We start from the raw sequence: 18289 nt of genomic DNA, 5'->3' as shown, positions 1-18289 counted from the left end.
CGGTCGCTCCTCGTCCCTCGTTCCGGCCGACGGACCGGTGCCAGGCCTTCGAGGACTGCGAAACGAGTCCGGTCGGGCACGCCACTCCGGGCCGGAGCAGGGCAACCCGATCGATACTAGCCCGGTCGTGATCGGTGCGGCCGATTGGCGTTCCACCCAACTGATGGGCGATCCATCGGATCTGACTATCCGTCAGCTCATGTAGGCGCTGCCGCACAAGAGATATGACTGTGCGTCAGCTGTTTTGACGGTCCGTCAGGTCATTTCTCGCCGCGTGACCCATGCCACACCCGAATGCGCCATTCGGGCCACGACACCGGACGAACCGCGCCATTCCGACCCTACTCCCGCCCCGACGATTGCCACCGTAGCCACCCTGTGTCATTCCACGGGCACTCCGGCGCCGCCCACCGCGCTCCGCTCCACGCCCACCGCGCCCCGGTCCACGGCGGCCCGCCAGGCCGCCTCCAGCACGGGCAGCGCCCGGTCCGCCAGCCCCTCCGGCAGCACCGGCAGGAAGGCCCCGCCGAACCGGGCACCGGGGTCGACGCCGGTGATACCGCGGACCAGGTCGAGCAGCACGCCCCCGCGCGGGCCCGACCAGTGCTCCCAGGCATCCGCCCGGACCTCGTCGAGCGCGCTGCGGCGGTCCACCGGCGGCGGCACGAAGCGGCCCGCTGCGGCCCGGACGTGCTCCTCCCAGCGGTCCTGCCAGAACTCGACCGTCCAGCCGGGCCAGCGCCGGGCCATCTCGTACGCCTCGGCCTCGGAGTCGAGCAGCCACCAGCCCACCGTGCGGCGGCGCGGATCGACGTGCAGCCCGGAGCCGACCGGGAGGGCGCAGCTGCCGTACCCGTACGCCCCGGCGAGCCGGTCCACCAGGGCCGGCCCCTCGGCGATCGGGTGCCGGGAGGCGGCGGAGACCAGGTGGCAGCGGTCCGGGCCGATCGTGACCACGGTCAGCAGCGGGTCGCTCTCGGCCAGCTCCTCGTCGCCCGGCTCGGCGGGGTAGCCGGCGTGCACCTCCCTGTCCGGGTCGCGCACCGGCGCGGGGTCCAGCCCAAGGTGGCGGAGCAGATCGGCCGGGCCGTCGTACGCCCAGCGCACCTCCCAGCCGGGCCAGGCCAGGCGCAGCAGCTCCAGCGTGGCGGCGCGCAACCGCATGGTCGTGCTGGGGCCCTCCCAGGCGAAGACGAGCAGCACCCGGGCCGCCAGGTCCACCAGCGCCGCGCCCTCGCACCACACGTCGTCCCGCCAGCGGCCGCCGGCATCGGCCTGGGCGCGCGCGAACGGCACGAACACCTCCGGCCCGGCCAGCAGGTCGAGGTCGAGGTCGACCGCTCCGAAACGCGATTCCGTGATCAGGTGGCCGCCGACCTCGGGGACGACGACGAAGGTTGCCCATTCCGCCATGGGGACGATGGTCACAGCAGCCGACCGCGACCGCCAGCGGATTGCGGCCCGGCCGAGCGGCCGGCGCCCCACCGGGCCGACCGGCGGGCCAGCACCGCTTCACCCCGCCGGCGGGGTGAAGCGGCGACGAGTGTCCCCCGGTCGGCCGCAGCCTTTGAGCCGGGTGGCCCAGCCGGCCCTGCGCCGGCCGGCGACACGTTCCTACCGTGTCCCATGGGCCGCCCAGAGATCCCCCGCGCCTTCCCGATCCGCGCCGCCACCGCCGTCGGCACCGCGGTGCTCGCCGTGCTGCCCGCCGCGCCCGCCCGCGCCGACGGCCCGGCGCAGCGCCAGCCCCCGCCCGGGATGTCCGTGGTCGGCGGCGCCAGGCTCGGCCGCGCGGGCGTCCAGGTGAATCCGGTCGACGGGCCGGCGGCGCCGGAGTTGTCGGCTCTCGCGTGGATGGTCAGCGACCTCGGCACCGGGGGCGTGCTCGGGGCGAAGAACGCGCACTGGCCGCTGCCACCGGCGAGCACCCTCAAGACGCTCTTCGCCGACACGCTGCTGCCCCGCCAGTCCGCCGACACCGTCCACCGCGTCACCGCGGCGGAACTGGCCGGCCTGGGGGCGGGCAGCAGCCTGGTGGGCATCCAGGCCGGGCAGTCCTACAAGGTCTCGGACCTGTGGCTGGGGGTGATCCTGCGCTCCGGCAACGACGCCGTGCGCACGCTCGCCGCGATGAACGGCGGGGTCCCCGCCGCGGTGGCCGCGATGCAGGCGCGGGCGGCCGAACTGGGCGCCCGCGACACCCGGGTGGTCTCGCCCGACGGGTACGACGCGCCCGGGCAGGTGTCGTCCGCCTACGATCTGACGCTCTTCCTGCGGTCCGCGCTGGCCAATCCCGACTTCACCCGCTACGCCGGGACGGCGGTGGCCCGGTTCCCCGGCGGTCTGACCGCGAAGGGCACGGCCGCACCGGCCTTCCAGATCCAGAACAGCAACCGGATGCTCGCGGGCACCGAAGGCGTGGCACGCTACCCCGGGCTGGTCGCCGGGAAGAGCGGTTACACGGCCCAGGCCGGGAACACGCTGGTCACGGCCGCCGCGCGAGACGGCCACACGCTCGTCGCGACGATCCTCAACCCGCAGAGCGGCAAGTCGAACGCGGTCTACAACGAGGCGCGGCAGCTGCTCGACTGGGGCTTCGCCGTCCGGGCGAGGGCCGAGCCGGTCGGCTCGCTGGTGGCCGGCCCGGCGTCGGCGCCGGACGGGTCGGGGACCGCGGGGCCGGCCGAACCCGCGCTGGCCGGCGCCCTGCGAACCGCCGGGTGGGCGACCCTGGCCGCGCTGCCCTTCGCGGCGCTGCTCGCGGGGGCCGTGCTCACGGTCCGCCGCCGGCGGCGCCGGCGACACCGGCGCGCCCGGGCGGCGGGCTTCACGTCCGGCGGCTGAGGCCGGGCCCATCGCCACCTACCCGTCCTCCCGCTCGCCCGTCGGAGCACCCGCGCCCGGGGCGGCCACCCGTCGAGCGGCCGCTCGCCCCCGACGGCCGGGCGGTCGCCCCGGGCGGGGCCGGAACGGCCGGAACCCGTCCGAGCCGGACACCCGTTGACGGGTGATGGCCGTTATTGGGGCGTCGGACGGCGTTCACTCTTGCGTTGTCGGTCCCAGCGCGAAGAATGGTGCGATGTTGACATTGCGCCCTGGAGTCGGTGTCACCCTGCCGGGTCCGGCCGGGTTGTTGAAGTTCGGGATGTCCCCCGCCGAGGTCCACGGGTTGCTGACCGCGGGCGCCGAGGTCAGGCGCAGCCGCCCGTCCATACGGCTGGCGCTGGCCCAGTACGCGGAACTGCGCCACGCGCACGACGCCTGGCTCAGCGGCCTGCTGTACGAACCGGAGTGGAACCTCAGCGCCGTCCTCGACGGCGTCGTGCTGACCGTTGGCGGGGGCGGGCCGGACTCACCGCAGGGCCTGGCCCGGATCGACCTCCGCGCCGAGGAGGCGTCGGCCGGGCCGGAACCGGCCGTGGTGGCCTGGGACGACATCGACCTGTTCGGCTACCCCGCGGACGAGATCGAGAGCGTGCTGCCCGCCCCCGCCGCCGTTCCGGACACCGCGCCCGCCGACGTGATGGTGGAGCCCCTGGGCCTGCGCCTGTGGCGCGGCGGCCCGACCGAGTCCGCGCACTGGCGCGGGGTGACCCTGGTCGGCCCGGAATCCGGCGGCTGGAGAACCTGCTGCCCGGGCCGGCTCGTCTGCGCCCGGGAGGGGGACGCCCTGGTCGGCATCGTGCGCTGAGCCGGCGCCGGGGTTCGGGCCCCGGGCGTCCGCGGGTGCCCCCGGGCCGCCGCGCGCGGCCGGCGCCCCGGCCGTGGCGGCGCCTCAGTCGTGGCGGCGCCTCAGTCGTGGCCGACGCCCGGCCCCTGCCGGCGCAGCCCGAGGCGGCTCCAGCCGACACCGTCGCGCCCGTGCAGGTCCGCGCGCTCGCTGCGGTGGACGACGTCCAGGCCGTGGCCGCGCGCGAGTTCCGCCGTCTCGTCCGCCGAGACGTCGAACATCCGCCGCCCGGCCGGCACCGGACCGTGTCGCAGGGTCAGCACCAGATGGCCGCCGGGAGCGAGCAGGCCCGCGACGCTCTCCATCGCCGACGCCCGCTGGAGCGCGTCCAGGTGCATCCACACCGCGGTCAGCAGGACGAGGTCGAAGCGGCGCCCGCCCGCGCGCAGCGCCGGCAGGCCGGGGAGTGCGTCGTCGATCCACTCGATCTCCCGGTCGGCGTGGAGAATCCGCCCCCGGGAGCGGAGTTCCGGCGTCGGCTCGACGGCCACCACGACGTGTCCGAGCGCCGCCAACGCGGCGGCGTCGCGGCCGCTGCCCGCGCCGATGTCCACGATCACGGCCGGCCGTCGGGGGATCAGGTGCAGGACCTCCCGGTGGACCTCGGCGAAGGAGACGCTCTCGTACTGCTCCACCAGCGCGGCGGCGGCCTCCGCGTAACCGGCGGCGCTGGCAAGGGGTTTCGGGTCGGTCATCGGGAGAGCGTAGCGAACGGCCGGCCGCCGCCCCCGGTACGGGCGGACCGCTCCGGGACCCGCTGGCGGCCCCGCCACCGGCCGGCGACGGCGCAGGTGGGCGGGGTGCCGGTGGGCGGAAAGCGTTGGCAGTGGGACCGCGGCCCCTGGCATGCTGGCCTCGTGGAGAAACCGCAGATCTGGCTCAGCTTCGCCCCCGAACTGCACGTCTTCGTCGCCGCGGGCAAGCGGTCGGGGCGATCGGCCGTCCGGACGGACGGCGTCTCGACGCTCGGGCACGTCGTCGAGTCGCTCGGCGTCCCGCTCACCGAGGCAGGCGCGCTGCTGGTCGACGGGCGCCAGGTGCCCCCGTCGCACATCCCGGCGGACGGCGACGAGGTGTCGGTCCTGGGCGTCGCCCGCCCGCAGCCGCTGGCCGGCCCGCCCCGGTTCCTGCTCGACGTCCATCTGGGAACGCTGGCACGGCGGTTGCGCCTGTTGGGCGTCGACGCCGCCTACGAGAGCGTGGACATCGGCGATCCGGCCCTGGCGACGCGCTCGGCCGCCGAGCAGCGGGTGCTGCTCTCCCGCGACCGCGGGCTGCTGCGGCGCCGCGAGCTGTGGGCGGGGGCGTACGTCTACAGCCACCGCCCGCCCGAGCAGTTGCGGGACGTGCTATCCCGGTTCGCCCCGCCGCTCGCGCCCTGGACCAGGTGCACGGCGTGCAACGGCACCCTCCGTGAGGCCGCGAAGGAGTCCCTGCACGAGCGGCTGGAGCACGGCACCGAACGGGCCTACGACGCCTTCGCCCAGTGCACCGAGTGCGGCCAGGTCTACTGGCGCGGCGCCCACCACGCCAGCCTGAACGCCATCGTGGAGGAGTCGGTGCGCGAGTTCGGCCCGCACGCGGCCCGGCCCGCCGGCGGACCGTCTGCGCCCTGAGGGCCCGTCCGGGATCGGCCGGACCCTCGGCGCGACGGGCGCCGCGGGCCGGACGCCACGGCCGGCGCTACCCGCGCGACTCGTGCAACTCGCTCAGCTTCGAAGCCGTTTCGGCCATCGTCTGCTCCGCCTGCGCCCGGATCCCCTGGGCCCTCTCCTGGTCGCGCAGGAGATAGGACATGGTGTGGATGTGGAGCGCGGCCATCATGTCGTCGATCGCCGGAGGGTAGTTGACGGGCCCCGGCCACGGGTGGCCGGACGGGCGGGGGTGGAAGTGCAGATCCCAGACGATCTGGGGCCACCAGGGGGGACAGAGGGGGACATCGCCATCGCTCATCGGACCGTCCAGGGTGTGCGGGGACCACAGGTCCCGGCCGACAGGGGTGCCGGGCGGCGGGGCCGATCCCACGGCGGAGCTCATGGCGGGGGCGGGCCACTACACGTCGTATACGCACTGACATGCTGCCGTGCGCTCGGCGATCCATGTGTACCAGCCGTGCCCGCCACCCCACCCACGACATTCCGAGCCGCCACGTACGGAGCAGCGCGGGCCCGCCCGCACCTCGCACCGGCCGGCCGCCGAAGTGGGCCGGCGGGAAAACACCGACCGGCCCGGAACTTCTCCCCCACCCCCGACGACTACCTGGTCCGGGCCCGCAGCGGCGGGCCCGGGTACAAGGACTTCGGGAGAGTTCCATGCGTTCTCGCGTGTTGTGCGGCCTGGCCGCCTCGGTCGCCCTGCTCGCCACGGGCTGCGGCAGCGGGGCCGACTCCGGCGACGCCGGCCGGGCCGCGCCCGCTCCGACGGCCACCACGACCGGCTTCCCGGTACGGGTGACGGACTGCGCCGGCGCGGAGACCGCCTTCGACTCGGCGCCGAAGCGGATCGTCACCAGCAACGCGTCCGGCCTGGAGATGCTGCTGCGGCTCGGCGCCGGGGGCACGGTCATCGGCACCGGGTTCCCGCCCGGCAAGGGTGCCCTGCCCGCCGAACTCGCCGAACAGGCCGCCCGGGTACCGGTGCTCGGCGCCATGGTGATCCCCAAGGAGAAGCTGCTGGGTTCGGGCGCCGACCTGTACGTGGACACCTTCGCCGACATGGGCGGCATGGGCGGCGCGATGGGAGCGGCGCCCACCGCGCAGGAGTACGCGGCCGCCGGAATCAAGCACGTCTACCTGCGCTCCACCGCCTGCGCGGCGCAACTGAAGGGACCTCAGCAGGACTTGTCCGAGGTCGAGGCCGACATCAGGCGCCTGGGCCAGGTCACCGGCACCTCGGCCCGGGCCGAGGACCTGGTCGCGACCATGGAACGACAGGTCGGGGCCGTCCGGACGGCCGTCGCCGGGATCGCGGCGGAACAGCGGCCCGGCTACTTCTTCTTCGACTTCGACGCCGGCACCAAGCAGCCGATCGCGGTGTGCGGCCGACAGGTCGCCAACGCCGTGATCACCCTGGCCGGCGCGCGGAACGTCTTCGACGACTGCGAGGGCGACTTCAAGCCGGTGCCCTGGGAGGAGGTGGTGGCCCGCAACCCCGCGTGGATCCAGCTCGGGGTGCGCAACCGTGGCAGCGAGGAGGAGACCCGCAAGGCCTTCGAGGAGGCCGAGCGGTTCCTGCGCGAGTTCCCCGCCACCCGGGGGCTGGAGGCCGTGCAGGCCGGGCACTTCCTGCGGATCGGGTCCGAGGCCACCACCATCGCCGGCGTCCGCAACGCGGACACCGTCCGGCAGATCGCCGCCACCGTCCACCCGGACCTGGTCAAGGACGGCCGGTAGATGCCCACCCCCGCCACCGGCCGGTCCGCCTCCCCGCCGGGCCCGACCGACCCGCCGGCCGACCCCGGTACCGACCGGCGCCGGCCCGGGGCCGCCACCGCCACCGCCCCGGCACCGGCACCGGCCGGCCCCAGGAGCAGAGCGGCCGCCCGGCCCGGCGTGGTCGCGGGAGTGCTCGCGCCGGCCCTGCTCGTCGCCCTCACCCTCGCGGTGTCCCTCGGCTCGGTCGGCATCCCGGTCGGCGAGGTGTGGACGGTCGTCGCCCGCCACCTCACCGGCGCCGCCCCCGAGCCCGGCACCCGGGACCTCATCGTCTGGCAACTGCGCGCTCCCCGCGCCCTGCTGTCCGCCGTGGTCGGCGCCGGACTCGGCCTGGTCGGCACCGCCGTCCAGGCCATGGTCCGCAACCCGCTCGCCGACCCGTACCTGCTCGGCATCTCCTCCGGCGCCTCGCTCGGCGCCGTCGCCGTGACCGTCCTCGGGGCGGGAATCGGCGCCGGGCTCGGGTTCGGCGTCTCCGCGGCGGCGTTCGCCGGCGCGCTCGCCTCCTTCGCCCTGGTCTGGGCGATCGCCCGGCGCGGCGGCGGATTCTCCCCCCTGCGGTTGATCCTCGCCGGGGTCGGCGTCGGCCAGTTCTTCTCCGGGTTCACCAGCTTCCTGGTCCTCCAGGCCGCGGACGAGCAGCAGACCAGAGGAGTCCTGTTCTGGCTGATGGGCAGCCTCAGCGGCAGCACCTGGAGCCAACTCGCCATCCCTACCGCATCGGTGGCCTTGGCGCTGATCGCCCTGCAGGCCCGCGCCCGGTCGCTCAACGCCCTGTCGGCAGGCGACGAGACGGCGGCCGCCCTCGGCGTCGACGTCACCCGGCTGCGCCGCGAACTCTTCGTGGTCACCAGCCTGTTGACCGGAGTGCTGGTCTCCGTCTCGGGAGCGATCGGCTTCGTCGGCCTGCTCGTCCCGCACGTCTGCCGGCTGCTGGTCGGGGCCGACCACCGCAGGCTGCTGCCGGTCTCCGCGCTCGCCGGGGCCGTGCTCCTGGTGGTCGTCGACACCGTCGCCCGCAGCGCACTGGACACCCAGGAGGTCCCGATCGGCGTCGTCACCGCGGTGATCGGCGCGCCCGCCCTGCTGTACCTGTTGGACCGACGGCTGGAGCGCAGTTGAGGATCGCCATCGAGGACCTGTCCGTCAGGCTCTCCGGCCGCGAGGTGCTCGGCGGCGTCCGGCTGATCGCCGCCGAGGGCGAGATCGCCGGCCTGGTCGGGCCCAACGGAAGCGGCAAGTCCACGCTGCTCCGGACGGTCTACCGCCACCTGCGTCCGCACGCGGGGCGGGTGCTGCTGGCCGGGCGGGACGTGCGCTCGATGAGTACGGCGCAGAGCGCCCGGCACATCGCCGCGCTGCCGCAGGAGCGCGGCGACGACTTCGAGTTCACCGTACGCGAGGTGGTCGCGATGGGCCGCTCCCCGTACAAGCGGGCCTTCGCCGCCGACGGCGCCGACGACCACCTGGCGGTGGCCACCGCGCTCGCCCAGGTCGGCCTGGCCGGACACGAGGGCCGCAGCTTCGGCGCCCTCTCCGGCGGGGAGCGCCAACGCGTGCTGCTGGCACGGGCCTTCGCCCAGCAGCCGGACGTCCTGGTGCTGGACGAACCCACCAACCACCTGGACGTGCGGCACCAGGTCGAGTTGCTGGCCCTGCTGCGGGCCGGCCGCCGGACGACGCTGATCTCGCTGCACGACCTGAACGCCGCCGCCTCGCTCTGCGACCGCCTGCACGTCCTCCACGAGGGCGCGCTGGTCGCCTCCGGGCCGCCGCGCGAGGTGCTCACCCCCGGGTTGCTGGCGGAGGTCTTCGGCGTACGGGCCGCCGTCCTGGAGCACCCGCTCACCGGGGACCCGCTGATCGCCTTCGACCACCGCGCCGCCGCTGACTTCTGAACGCAGCGGACTGCTGAACGGCGCGGGCCGACGGCCCGAGGCCCGGTGCCCGCCTCCGCGGCACCGGGCCTCACGGGTGCCCGCGACGGGCGCCGCAGGGCTCCCGGCCACGGACTCACCCGGTCACGAAGTGACTCGGCCGGCCGCCCCGCAGGACCAGCCGCCCGATCCGTTCGGCGTCGACGCGCCGCATCAACTCCCATCCGGCGCCCGGCCGGTGCAGCACGGTCGAGTGCCAGGGCGTGGTCCAGACGTCCGCCGCCGCCAGCAGTCGGATGCCGAACTTGGCCGCGCCGCGCGGCTGCGGATGGATCGAGAGCCGTACCGAACGGGGGTGGTGTTCGGCGATCAGGTCGCCCCAGGCGCGACTGCGCTGGATCACCCCGTAGGCGCGGCGCCGGCAGTCGCGCTGAAGGGCCGATCGGCTGCCGGTGAACCCGACCGTGTCCTCGGTGAGGAACCGCGTGATGCCGCGGTACAGGGCGAGGGTGCCCTCGTCCCGCCTCATCTCGGCCCGCAACTCCTCGACCGTCGGGGCGTGCCGCTCGTGCACGAGGGCGCGCTTGCGGTCGTACGGGAGGTCGCCGAGGACGTCGCGCAGGTCGAACACCGAGAGCCGGCCCAGCCGTTCCCGTTCGATCAGGGCGGCGAGCTCGTCGGCGTAGGCGTCGATGTGCGGGTCGGGTACGTGGATCAGGTCGCCGAAGATGTGCCCGTCGGAGCAGACGGCGATCCTCGCGCCGGGCTCGTACACCTCCCCCACCGCCGTGCAGAGCCGGTCGAGGAAGCCGAGCGACAGACGTTCACCCTCGTCCGGGAGGTGGCCGAGCACCTTGGCCGGGCTCGGGGACTTGCAGGGGAACCCCGGCAGGGTGAACAGGATCTGCTCGCCGGCGGCGACGAAGTCGGCCAGCTGGCGCAGCTGTTCGGGGAAGGCCTCGACCGGCGCCGGGAGGCCGGGGTCGGTGGCGCGGCGGTGCGGCAGGAGCAGCCCCAGGACGGCGGCGCAGGTCCGGGCGACGGACGGCGCGGGCGGCGTGACGGTGCCGGCGGGTGGCATGCGGTTCCTCCAGGAGGGCATGACGGTACGGCGCCCCGGCGGCAGGTGTTGCCGGGGCGCCCGATGGACGGGACGCGGGAGAAGGTCGGTGTGTGGTGGTGGGCGCCGCCGTGCGCTCAGACGCGCCGCTCGTAGGCGACCGGCAGACGGTTCACGCCGCGCGCCAACACCGCCGGGATCCACTCCAGTTCGTCCAGGCCGCCGGCCGGGCGCAGCCCCGGCAGCCGGGCGAGCAGGGTGCCGATCGCGGTGGCGAGTTCGGCGCGGGCCAGCGCGGCGCCGGGGCAGAAGTGCACGCCGTGCCCGAAGGCCAGGTGCGCGTTGGGGGTGCGCTCCAGGTCGAGCACGTCGGCCTCGGGAAAGCGCCGCGGATCGCGGTTGGCGGCGCAGAGCGACACGATCACGGAGTCACCGGCCGGGACACGGGTACCGTGCAGATCCGCGTCCTCGATCGGGAACCGCCAGGTGGTCAGCTCGAACGCACTGTCGTAGCGCAGCAGTTCCTCGATCGCGCGGGGCAGCAGGGCGGGCCTGTCGCGAAGCCGGGCGAGCTGCTCGGGGTGGCGGAGCAGCGCCACCAGCATGGTGCTGATCTGGTTGGTCACCGGCTCCTGCCCGGCCACCAGCAACTGGAAGACCATCGAGGCGAGTTCCTCCGGGCTTAGCTCCCCGGCCTCCTCGGCGGCGACCAGCCGGCCGAGCAGGTCGTCCGCCCGGTGCGCGCGCTTGTCGGCGACGATGTCCGCGATGTACGCCTCCAGCGCCCGCAACCGTCCCTCGTACGCGGGGCGCCCGGGGTCGTTGGGCCCCACCGGCTGGACCACCTTGCCCCAGTCGCGGTCGAAGCGTTGGGCCAGCGCGGGCGGCAGCCCGATGACCTCGGCGAGCACCTGGAAGGGGTAGTGGGCGGCGAAGCCCTGGACGAGGTCCGCGCCGCCCCGGTCGGGGAGCGCGTCCACCAGGGCGTCGGCCAGCTCCTGCATCCGCGGGCGCAGGCTCTCGATCCGGCGCGGTGCGAAGGCGTCCAGGACGAGCCGGCGCATGTCGGTGTGCTTGGGCGGATCCTGGTGCAGCAGGTGCACCTGGAGCCGGGAGTGCTGGGGCTCCGGCATGATGGACGCCAGACTGCGCCAGTAGTCGTTGCCGAGCGCGTGGTTCTTCCCCAACCGGGGATCGTTCAGCGTGCTGTGGGCGGCCTCGTAGCCGGTGACCAGCCAGGCGGCGATCCCGGACGGGAAGCGGACCCGGTGCACGGGGCCGGCCGCCTGCAACTCCCGGTAGAGACCGTAGGGATCGCGCTTGAAGTCGCGGCCGTACAGCGGCAGCGGCTCGTCCTCGGCGCCGGGCGCGGGCGCCCCCTCGGCCGGCCGGCCGGACACCGGCGGCCCGTCCGCGACGGCGCCGGTGACCGGGCAGCGGGCCACGGCAGCGGGGTGCTGCTCGGAAGTGGTCATGGGAGTACTCCTTCGGGGAGGCGGGGCGCGGGGTGTCAGAGGGTGATCGCCGGGCGGTGGTGGTCCAGCCAGAGGGCGAGGTCCACCACCCTCTCCAGGCGCAGCCGTTGGCCCCAGTCAAGGCGCTCGGCCGGGGCGTCGAGCGTGGTCCCGAGCACCGACGCGTCGGCGATCTCACGGACCTGCGGCACGTCCAGCGCCTCCCGTGCCAGTCGCTGCAACCCCCGGTTGTAGTCCGGGTGGTGGGTGGCCGGGTAGTGGTTCTTGGGTCGCCAGAGCACCGACTCCGGTGCGATGCCCGTACCGACGGACCGCAGCAGGCCTTTCTCCCGGCCGTCGTGACTCTTCATGCTCCAGGGGACGTTGAACGCGTACTCGACGAGCCGGTGGTCGCAGTAGGGCACCCTGACCTCCAGGCCGCGCGCCATCGACAACCGGTCCTTGCGGTGCAGGAGCTGGCGCAGCCAGCGGGTCAGGGACAGGTGCTGCAGTTCGCGCCTGCGGTGCTCGGCCGCGTCCTCGCCGTCCACCCGGGGGACGGCGGCCAGCGCCGTGCGGTAGGTGTCGGCGCGGAACTCCCCGATCCGCAGCACGGCCGCGAGTTCGGGATGCAGCGGCATGGCGGCCTCGTCGCCGGTCACCAGCAGCCAGGGGAAGGTCTGCGCGGCCAGCGCCGCCGAGGCGTGGAACCACGGGTAGCCGCCGAACACCTCGTCCGCCGCCTCGCCGGACAGCGCCACGGTGGAGTGTTCGCGGATCTCGCCGAGGAGCAGGTACAGCGAGGTGTCCATGTCGCCCACCCCGATCGGCGAGTCCCGGGCGACGACGACGGCCCGGCGGTGCTCCGGGTCCAGCAGCGCCTTCGGATCGAGCACGACCGTGCTGTGCTCGGTGCCGATGAACGCACCGGCCTCGGCCGCGTACGGCGTGTCGTGGCCGGTCCGCAGGACGTCACCGGTGAACGCCACCGCCTGGTCGCTGTAGTCCACGGCGTACGAGCGCAGCAGCGCCTCGGGGCCCCCGGTGAGCCGGAGTTCGTCGGCGGCGAGCGCGGTGAGGACGGTGGAGTCGAGGCCGCCCGAGAGCAGGCTGCAGAGCGGTACGTCCGCCTCCAGCTGGCTCCGGGCGGCCCGGTCGACCAGCCCGGCGACCTGCTCGACGGTGGCGGCCAGGTCGTCGGTGTGCGGGCGCGCCTCCAACTGCCAGTACCGGCGCTCGACCTGGCCGGCGCGGTCGACGGTGAGCATCCCGCCGGGTTCGATCTCCCGGATGCCCTCCCAGAGGGTGGGTCCGGTGTTGAAGAGCAGGCTGTACGCCTCCCGCAGGCCCTCCGCACCCACCCGGGGGGTGATCCCGGGGTGGGCGAACAGCGCCTTGGGTTCGGAGCCGAAGGCCAGGCCGCCGTCGATCGGGGCCCAGAACAGCGGCTTCACACCGAGGCGGTCCCGGACCAGTAGGAGCCGCCCGGCCCGCTCGTCCCAGACGGCGAACGCGTACATCCCCACCAGCCGGTCCACCAGGCCGTCACCCCACTCCCGGTAGCCGCGCAGGACCACCTCGGTGTCACTGCGGGTACGGAACCGGTGCCCTCTGCGGCGCAGTTCGGCGCGCAGCTCGTGGTGGTTGTAGATCTCGCCGCTGTAGCTCAGGACGACCTCGGGCCGGTCCGGCGAGTCCGCCATCGGCTGGGCACCCCCGTCCGGGTCGAGGACGGCGAGCCTGCGGTGGCCGAGGGCGGCGTGCGCGCCGAGCCAGACACCGCCGGCATCGGGGCCGCGCAGGGCCATGGTGGCGGTCATCGCCTCGATCACGGGGACGTGCAGGCGGGCGTCCTGGTGGAAGGACACCCAGCCGGTGATGCCGCACATGCGGGGGCACTCCTTACGGTCGTTCTTGGACGGAGGACGGAGGACGGGAGGGGAAAAGGGAAAGGGGAAAGCGGGAAGCGGGAAGCGGGAAAGGGGAAGACGGAAGACAAGGACGGGCGCGGCCGGCCGCTCAGCCGCGGCGGCGTCCGGACCGGGCGATCAGCGCCACCGCGAGACAGCCGGTCGCGGCGGACAGCCCGAGGCCGGCCCGGACGCCGCCGCCGATCGCCCAGCCGGCCGCCCCGAGTGCCGGGCCCAGCGTGAAGCCCAGGCTGCGGGCCAACTGGACAGCGGAGCCGGCGGTCGCCGTCCGCTCCGGCGGCGCCGAGGACATCACCAGCGCCTGCACCGGCCCCCCGTACAGGCCCATCCCGGCACCGGCCAGGGCGAGCCGCCAGGCGACGGCGGGCAGTGACCAGCCGTCACCCAGCGGGACGAGCAGCAGCAGGCCGACGGCGGTGAGTCCGGCCCCCGCGACCGCGACCGGCCGGGCCCCGAAACGGTCCGCCAGACGCCCGCCGAGCGGGCCGGTCAGGCCCATCGCGAGCGGGAAGCAGAGCACGGCCAGCCCGGTGGCGGTGGCGCTCACCGCCTCGTCGCGGCGCAGATGGAGCGCGACGAGATAGTGCATCGCCGCGAAGCCCGCCGCGACCGCGAGCACGGCGGCGTGCAGACCGTGCGTACCCCCCGCGCGCAGCACCTCCCGCACCGGCCGCCCGCCCGGCCCCCGCGACCACCGGGCCAGCAGCGGGACGGCGGGCACGCCCAGCAGCAGCCAGGCCGGCGAGGCGGACGACAGGCCGAGCCCCAGCAGCAGCGCCGCGACCGCGCCACCCACCAGCCCCGCGTCGGCGAGCGAGGCGGCGTCCGGGCGGCGCAGCCGGCCGCCGGGCGGGGCGCAGCGGCGGGCGATCAGCCACGCCGCCAGGCAGACCGGGAGCTTCACCAGGAAGACCGCCCGCCACCCGAAGTGGTCGAGCAGCAGGCCGCCGACCGCAGGGCCGGTGACCGCGCCGAGCGGTCCGAGGGTCGCCGGCACGCTCATCGCCCGGCCGCGCAGCCCCGGCCGCACCGAGCGCATCGCCAGCACCGGCATCAGGACGAACAGCACCGCCCCGAAAGCCCCCTGGACGAGCCGGGCCACGATCAGCCAGACCGCCCACGGGGCCACCGCCGCGAACGCCCCGGCCACCGCGAAGCCCCCGACCGCGGTCAGCAGGGCGGGCCGGATCCCGACCTGGTCCAGCCAGCGCCCGGCCGGCAGCAACAGGGCCACCAAAGGCAGTTGGTACCCGAGCACGGCCCACTGCGCCACCCCCGCGGAGACCCCGAGGTCACGGGCGAGGTCGGTCAGCGCGAGGTTCACGACGTTCATGTCGAGCATCGCGACGAACGACAGCATCCCGGCGACCGCGACCAGGCTCCACCGGTCCTCCGGCACCGGCCGCGGCGCCGTCGCACCGGTCCCGCCGCCCGGCCCGCCGTCCACGGCCGTGTTCGCCGCCGGCCCCGACCCGCCGCCCGACATCGCGCCCGTCGCCGAGCCACTCACCGAGCCCGTCACCGCGGGACTCCGCGCCGGCGGCGGTCCTGCCCGTGCGGCCGCATGTCGCTCCCTCCGTCATGGCGGACACCGCCGATCGACGGCGTCCGTCACAGCAGTCGCCCGACGGGGGACGGAAGTTCCCGAACATCTGGGGGATTCCGGGGCTCGGGTGCGGACCCGGCGGCTCCCGGGGCGGCGACGACACCACGCGGGAGCTCGGGCCCCGAGCTCGAACCGGGCTCACGCGGGCTCAGGGGTGCGGCGGCGCTTCGGCGGAGGGCGGCACCGCGTCCGCCGGCACGAACAGGCTCAGCCGGTAGGTGGTGGGCTGCACGGTCCGTCCGCAGAGGACATCCACCCGGATCAGCCTCTCGTCGGTCACCCCGCGCTCCGCGCGCAACCGGCGGATCCGCGTCGGCAGCTGGTTCGACCAGTCCGACTCGTCCCGGGTCTCGAAGACGACCTCCCAGTGGCCGGGACGCTCCGCCTCGGCGGCCCAGGCCGCCGCGGCACGCTCCCGGAGCTCCGACCGCTGACGCCTCCGCTTCCCCTGACCCGGCATGGAGAGCAGCTTGACGGCCCCTCGCCGGCGCCGCAACGGAGTTTGCGGCGGCCACCGCGGCAAGCACCGTCCGAGGCCGAACACCCACCCGGCGGCGCAACCGGGGGTTGGCCGGTTCGGCCGGCAGAGCGGAGTGTCCTACGACGGTCGTCGCCGGTTCTCGATGCACTCCGAGCAGGAACCCACCGAGACGGTCACACGACCGTGGTAGGAATCCAGGGCCTACAGGGCCCGGAGGACGTCAAGTACAGTCCGTGGTGAAGTCGGTCGGGCCGGCCGGTCGCGTTGGGGCGATCAGGTCGGGCGGGTGCCGGCGGCCGGGTTTCGACTGGCGCCGGCGGGGGGAGCGGGGCAGGCCATGGAAGCGTTGGACGCGGCGGATCCCCGGCAGATCGGCGAGTACCGCCTGCTGCGGCGGCTCGGCGCCGGGGGGATGGGCCAGGTCTATCTGGGCCGTACGGCGGGCGGGCGCACGGTGGCGGTGAAGACCGTGCACCGGGAGTTCGCCGCGGACCACGAGTTCCGGGTGCGGTTCCGGCAGGAGGTCAGCGCGGCCCGGCGGGTGGGCGGGCGGTGGACGGCTCCCGTGCTGGACGCCGACACCGAGAGCGAGCGGCCGTGGGTCGCCACCGCCTACGTCGCGGGGCCGTCCCTGACCGCCGCCGTCCGGGAGTTCGGGCCGCTGCCGGCCACCGCCCTGCGCGTGCTCGGAGCCGGGCTCGCCGAGGCCCTGGCGGCGGTGCACGGGCTCGGCCTGGTGCACCGGGACGTCAAACCGTCCAACGTGCTGCTGGCCCTGGACGGCCCCCGCCTGATCGACTTCGGCATCACCCGGTCGCTGGACGCCGCCACGGCGCTCACCCGATCCGGCTTCGTGATCGGCTCGCCCGGCTACCTCTCCCCCGAGCAGGCGCAGGGCCTGCCGTCGGGGCCCGCCGGGGACGTCTTCTCGCTCGGCGCCGTCCTCGCCTTCGCCGCGACCGGCAGCGCGCCCTTCGGCGAGGGGCTCAGTACCCCCGCCCTCCTCTACCGGGTCGTGCACGAGGACCCGGACCTCGACCGGCTGGCCTCCCACGAGCCGGAACTGCGGGCGCTGATCGCCGCCTGCCTGGCCAAGGACCCCGCGTCCCGGCCGACGCCGGACCAGGTGCGGGAGGCGCTGACCACCGCGGGCGGCGGGCCGGCGAGCGCTCCCGGGGCGGGCCCCGGCGGCGCCGGCCGGCTCGGCGGGGACTGGCTGCCGCCGGCGGTCGCCGGTGCGCTCGCCCGGCTGGCGGTCGAACTGCTGGACCTGGACGCCGCCACCGGTGCGGTCGCGGGCGAGCCCGCCGCGTCCTCCGGAAGCGGGAGCCGGTACGCCCCGGTCGGCGGCGCCGCTTCCGGTGCGCCCCCGGCACCGGCCGGCGCGGCACCGGGGGCGCCCACCGGACGGTTCGGCCCGCCACTGCCCTGGGTGGCGCCCGCTCCCCCGGCGGCCGGGCCCCCCGGCCGGGCTCCGACCGCCGCCGCCACCGCCCTGCCGGGGCCGCCGGCCCACGGGTACCCCGGCGCCGACGGCCACCCGGGCGCCTCCACCCCGCCGGGAGCGCCCGTGGGCCGGGAGGCGCGACGGCGCCGGGGGCTGGTCACGGCCGCCGTGCTGGCCGTGGCCGCCGCGGGCCTGACCACCTGGCTGGTCCAGGGCTGGGGCTCCGACCAGGGCGGCCGGGGCAGTGCGAACCCGGGCGCCGACGGCGCGGCCTCCCCGACCGCCGCGCACACCTCCCCCGGTGCGGAACCGACCGCGGCCACCTCCGGGCCGGTCGGCACTCCGTCGGACACCGCCGCGCCGCCGCCCGGCGGCCAGGTCCCGGCCGGGTACCTGGGCACCTGGGCCGGCATCCTCACCACCCCGGCACTCCCGCTCCAGGCCGACTTCCGGATCACCATCGGCCAGGGCGAGAAGGACGGGCCGGTGGCCACCATCCACAACAACACCGGCGCCGGCACGCCGTACTGCGACAGCACCGCGCTGCTGATCTCGGCCGAGGCGCAGCGCCTGGTGCTGAAGACCTCGCCGACCACCGGTCTCAGCGGCTGCGTCGCGAACCCCGCGCTCCAGGTCTACACCCGCAACACCGACGGCAGCCTGCACCTGGAGGTGGACGGCTTCACCGGCGACCTGGCGCCCCGGCGCTGAGCCCGGTCGGTGCCGCAGGGGCCAACCGGCCGGGGGCCCGACGGCCCTGACCGGCAGACCGGTGACCGGCCGGCTGGTCAGGGCCGGGTCGCGTCGAACGGCAGCACGCGACGGAAGACGGCCATGGCCTGGCCCGGGCCGTTGTAGTCGTCGACGACGGTCACCTCGAAGCCGAGGCGACGATGGAACGCGATCGACCCGGTGTTGCCGACCGCGGTGACCGCCTTCAGCCGCCGTGCTCCCCGGCGGTGCGCGGCGTCGGCGAAGACCTCGTAGAGGCGGCGTGCGAGACCGGTGCCGCGGGCGTCGTCCCGGGTGGCGATCAGGTGGACGTACCCGGTACCGGTCGGGGTGACGAACCCGATGAGATACCCGTGGATCCCGTCCGGGCCCCGGGCGACCAGGCAGGTGTCACCGAACTCGTGCACCAGCGCGAGGACGTGCAGGGATCGCAGGTCGCGCTCTCCCCAGTAGCGGTGGTGATCGGCGAGGACCTGGTGGATGTCGGTGATGTCGGCCGCGGTGATCTGTGCGCGCATGGAGGGATCATGACAGGTG

At 75.4% G+C, this 18289-nt stretch carries 16 protein-coding genes; 7 read left to right on the top strand and 9 right to left on the bottom strand.

All coding sequences use genetic code 11. The features are described 5' to 3' along the window. Nucleotides 1-381: 381 nt before the first annotated feature. Nucleotides 382-1413: a hypothetical protein gene (locus ACFTWP_RS15940; protein WP_380265121.1), complete on the bottom strand. Its 1032-nt coding sequence runs from the start codon at nucleotides 1411-1413 to the stop codon at nucleotides 382-384. A 213-nt stretch (nucleotides 1414-1626) separates the two neighbouring features. Between ACFTWP_RS15940 and ACFTWP_RS15935 the strand changes: the two genes are divergently transcribed. After that, entirely contained in the window at nucleotides 1627-2844 is a 1218-nt protein-coding gene (locus tag ACFTWP_RS15935) for a D-alanyl-D-alanine carboxypeptidase family protein (RefSeq protein WP_380265120.1), read from the top strand. A gap of 235 nt (nucleotides 2845-3079) precedes the next feature. Further along, complete coding sequence (locus ACFTWP_RS15930) at nucleotides 3080-3691, top strand: hypothetical protein (protein WP_380265119.1); 612 nt, start codon at nucleotides 3080-3082, stop codon at nucleotides 3689-3691. A 101-nt stretch (nucleotides 3692-3792) separates the two neighbouring features. On the opposite strand, the gene ACFTWP_RS15925 is transcribed toward ACFTWP_RS15930, so the two are convergent. Continuing rightward, nucleotides 3793-4425 (bottom strand): class I SAM-dependent methyltransferase, encoded by a 633-nt coding sequence (locus ACFTWP_RS15925; protein ID WP_380265118.1) that lies wholly within the window; start codon nucleotides 4423-4425, stop codon nucleotides 3793-3795. 162 nt (nucleotides 4426-4587) lie between these two features. Between ACFTWP_RS15925 and ACFTWP_RS15920 the strand changes: the two genes are divergently transcribed. Next, nucleotides 4588-5346, top strand: a complete 759-nt coding sequence (locus ACFTWP_RS15920) for a Mut7-C RNAse domain-containing protein (RefSeq protein WP_380265117.1) — start codon at nucleotides 4588-4590, stop codon at nucleotides 5344-5346. A 67-nt stretch (nucleotides 5347-5413) separates the two neighbouring features. Here ACFTWP_RS15920 and ACFTWP_RS15915 read toward each other — a convergent pair whose 3' ends face one another. Next, nucleotides 5414-5683 carry a hypothetical protein gene (locus ACFTWP_RS15915; RefSeq protein ID WP_380265116.1) on the bottom strand — a complete coding sequence of 90 codons (270 nt, stop codon included), beginning with the start codon at nucleotides 5681-5683 and terminating at the stop codon, nucleotides 5414-5416. Between the two features lie 359 nt (nucleotides 5684-6042). Here ACFTWP_RS15915 and ACFTWP_RS15910 point away from each other — a divergent pair, with 359 nt between their 5' ends. The 3 genes from ACFTWP_RS15910 to ACFTWP_RS15900 are packed head-to-tail and all read left to right on the top strand — an operon-like array spanning nucleotide 6043 to nucleotide 9062. Further along, on the top strand, nucleotides 6043-7122 hold the full coding sequence (locus ACFTWP_RS15910; protein WP_380265115.1) for an ABC transporter substrate-binding protein: 1080 nt from the start codon (nucleotides 6043-6045) through the stop codon (nucleotides 7120-7122). Further along, nucleotides 7123-8286 carry a FecCD family ABC transporter permease gene (locus ACFTWP_RS15905; protein ID WP_380265114.1) on the top strand — a complete coding sequence of 388 codons (1164 nt, stop codon included), beginning with the start codon at nucleotides 7123-7125 and terminating at the stop codon, nucleotides 8284-8286. Further along, complete coding sequence (locus ACFTWP_RS15900) at nucleotides 8283-9062, top strand: ABC transporter ATP-binding protein (RefSeq protein WP_380265113.1); 780 nt, start codon at nucleotides 8283-8285, stop codon at nucleotides 9060-9062. Before ACFTWP_RS15905 ends, ACFTWP_RS15900 begins: the two co-directional genes overlap by 4 nt. Before the next feature lie 115 nt (nucleotides 9063-9177). On the opposite strand, the gene ACFTWP_RS15895 is transcribed toward ACFTWP_RS15900, so the two are convergent. From ACFTWP_RS15895 to ACFTWP_RS15875, 5 genes are all read right to left on the bottom strand, one after another. After that, a complete protein-coding gene (locus ACFTWP_RS15895) occupies nucleotides 9178-10122 on the bottom strand; it encodes an L-tyrosine/L-tryptophan isonitrile synthase family protein (protein WP_380265112.1) in 945 nt (314 codons plus the stop codon). Nucleotides 10123-10238: 116 nt separating this feature from the next. Further along, nucleotides 10239-11576 carry a cytochrome P450 gene (locus tag ACFTWP_RS15890; protein ID WP_380265111.1) on the bottom strand — a complete coding sequence of 446 codons (1338 nt, stop codon included), beginning with the start codon at nucleotides 11574-11576 and terminating at the stop codon, nucleotides 10239-10241. Nucleotides 11577-11611: 35 nt separating this feature from the next. Beyond that, on the bottom strand, nucleotides 11612-13444 hold the full coding sequence (asnB, locus tag ACFTWP_RS15885; protein ID WP_380265110.1) for an asparagine synthase (glutamine-hydrolyzing): 1833 nt from the start codon (nucleotides 13442-13444) through the stop codon (nucleotides 11612-11614). A 130-nt stretch (nucleotides 13445-13574) separates the two neighbouring features. After that, nucleotides 13575-14885, bottom strand: a complete 1311-nt coding sequence (locus ACFTWP_RS15880) for an MFS transporter (RefSeq protein ID WP_380265109.1) — start codon at nucleotides 14883-14885, stop codon at nucleotides 13575-13577. A 355-nt stretch (nucleotides 14886-15240) separates the two neighbouring features. Next, the gene (locus tag ACFTWP_RS15875) at nucleotides 15241-15552 is read right to left on the bottom strand and encodes a hypothetical protein (protein ID WP_380265108.1); all 312 of its coding nucleotides are present in this window, start codon (nucleotides 15550-15552) and stop codon (nucleotides 15241-15243) included. Nucleotides 15553-15910: 358 nt separating this feature from the next. Between ACFTWP_RS15875 and ACFTWP_RS15870 the strand changes: the two genes are divergently transcribed. Next, nucleotides 15911-17731, top strand: a complete 1821-nt coding sequence (locus ACFTWP_RS15870; protein WP_380265107.1) for a serine/threonine-protein kinase — start codon at nucleotides 15911-15913, stop codon at nucleotides 17729-17731. Nucleotides 17732-17808: 77 nt separating this feature from the next. Here the strand turns inward: ACFTWP_RS15870 and ACFTWP_RS15865 are convergent, their stop codons facing one another. Next, complete coding sequence (locus ACFTWP_RS15865) at nucleotides 17809-18270, bottom strand: GNAT family N-acetyltransferase (RefSeq protein ID WP_380265106.1); 462 nt, start codon at nucleotides 18268-18270, stop codon at nucleotides 17809-17811. Nucleotides 18271-18289 lie beyond the last annotated feature (19 nt).

It is taken from the genome of Kitasatospora sp. NPDC057015 (genome assembly GCF_042673745.1).
GTDB lineage: Bacteria > Actinomycetota > Actinomycetes > Streptomycetales > Streptomycetaceae > Kitasatospora.
Note: the sequence above shows the minus strand (reverse complement) of the source record. Positions and strands in the feature narration are given on the sequence as shown.

What these genes read in the sequence shown, in the direction of transcription:
- ACFTWP_RS15865 (WP_380265106.1), bottom strand. Translation starts at nt 18,270, where the DNA reads ATGCGCGCACAGATCACCGCGGCCGACATCACCGACATCCACCAGGTC.
- ACFTWP_RS15895 (WP_380265112.1), bottom strand. Translation starts at nt 10,122, where the DNA reads ATGCCACCCGCCGGCACCGTCACGCCGCCCGCGCCGTCCGTCGCCCGG.
- ACFTWP_RS15935 (WP_380265120.1), top strand. Translation starts at nt 1,627, where the DNA reads ATGGGCCGCCCAGAGATCCCCCGCGCCTTCCCGATCCGCGCCGCCACC.
- ACFTWP_RS15905 (WP_380265114.1), top strand. Translation starts at nt 7,123, where the DNA reads ATGCCCACCCCCGCCACCGGCCGGTCCGCCTCCCCGCCGGGCCCGACC.
- asnB (WP_380265110.1), bottom strand. Translation starts at nt 13,444, where the DNA reads ATGTGCGGCATCACCGGCTGGGTGTCCTTCCACCAGGACGCCCGCCTG.
- ACFTWP_RS15915 (WP_380265116.1), bottom strand. Translation starts at nt 5,683, where the DNA reads ATGAGCGATGGCGATGTCCCCCTCTGTCCCCCCTGGTGGCCCCAGATC.
- ACFTWP_RS15870 (WP_380265107.1), top strand. Translation starts at nt 15,911, where the DNA reads ATGGAAGCGTTGGACGCGGCGGATCCCCGGCAGATCGGCGAGTACCGC.
- ACFTWP_RS15940 (WP_380265121.1), bottom strand. Translation starts at nt 1,413, where the DNA reads ATGGCGGAATGGGCAACCTTCGTCGTCGTCCCCGAGGTCGGCGGCCAC.
- ACFTWP_RS15910 (WP_380265115.1), top strand. Translation starts at nt 6,043, where the DNA reads ATGCGTTCTCGCGTGTTGTGCGGCCTGGCCGCCTCGGTCGCCCTGCTC.
- ACFTWP_RS15930 (WP_380265119.1), top strand. Translation starts at nt 3,080, where the DNA reads ATGTTGACATTGCGCCCTGGAGTCGGTGTCACCCTGCCGGGTCCGGCC.
- ACFTWP_RS15890 (WP_380265111.1), bottom strand. Translation starts at nt 11,576, where the DNA reads ATGACCACTTCCGAGCAGCACCCCGCTGCCGTGGCCCGCTGCCCGGTC.
- ACFTWP_RS15925 (WP_380265118.1), bottom strand. Translation starts at nt 4,425, where the DNA reads ATGACCGACCCGAAACCCCTTGCCAGCGCCGCCGGTTACGCGGAGGCC.
- ACFTWP_RS15875 (WP_380265108.1), bottom strand. Translation starts at nt 15,552, where the DNA reads ATGCCGGGTCAGGGGAAGCGGAGGCGTCAGCGGTCGGAGCTCCGGGAG.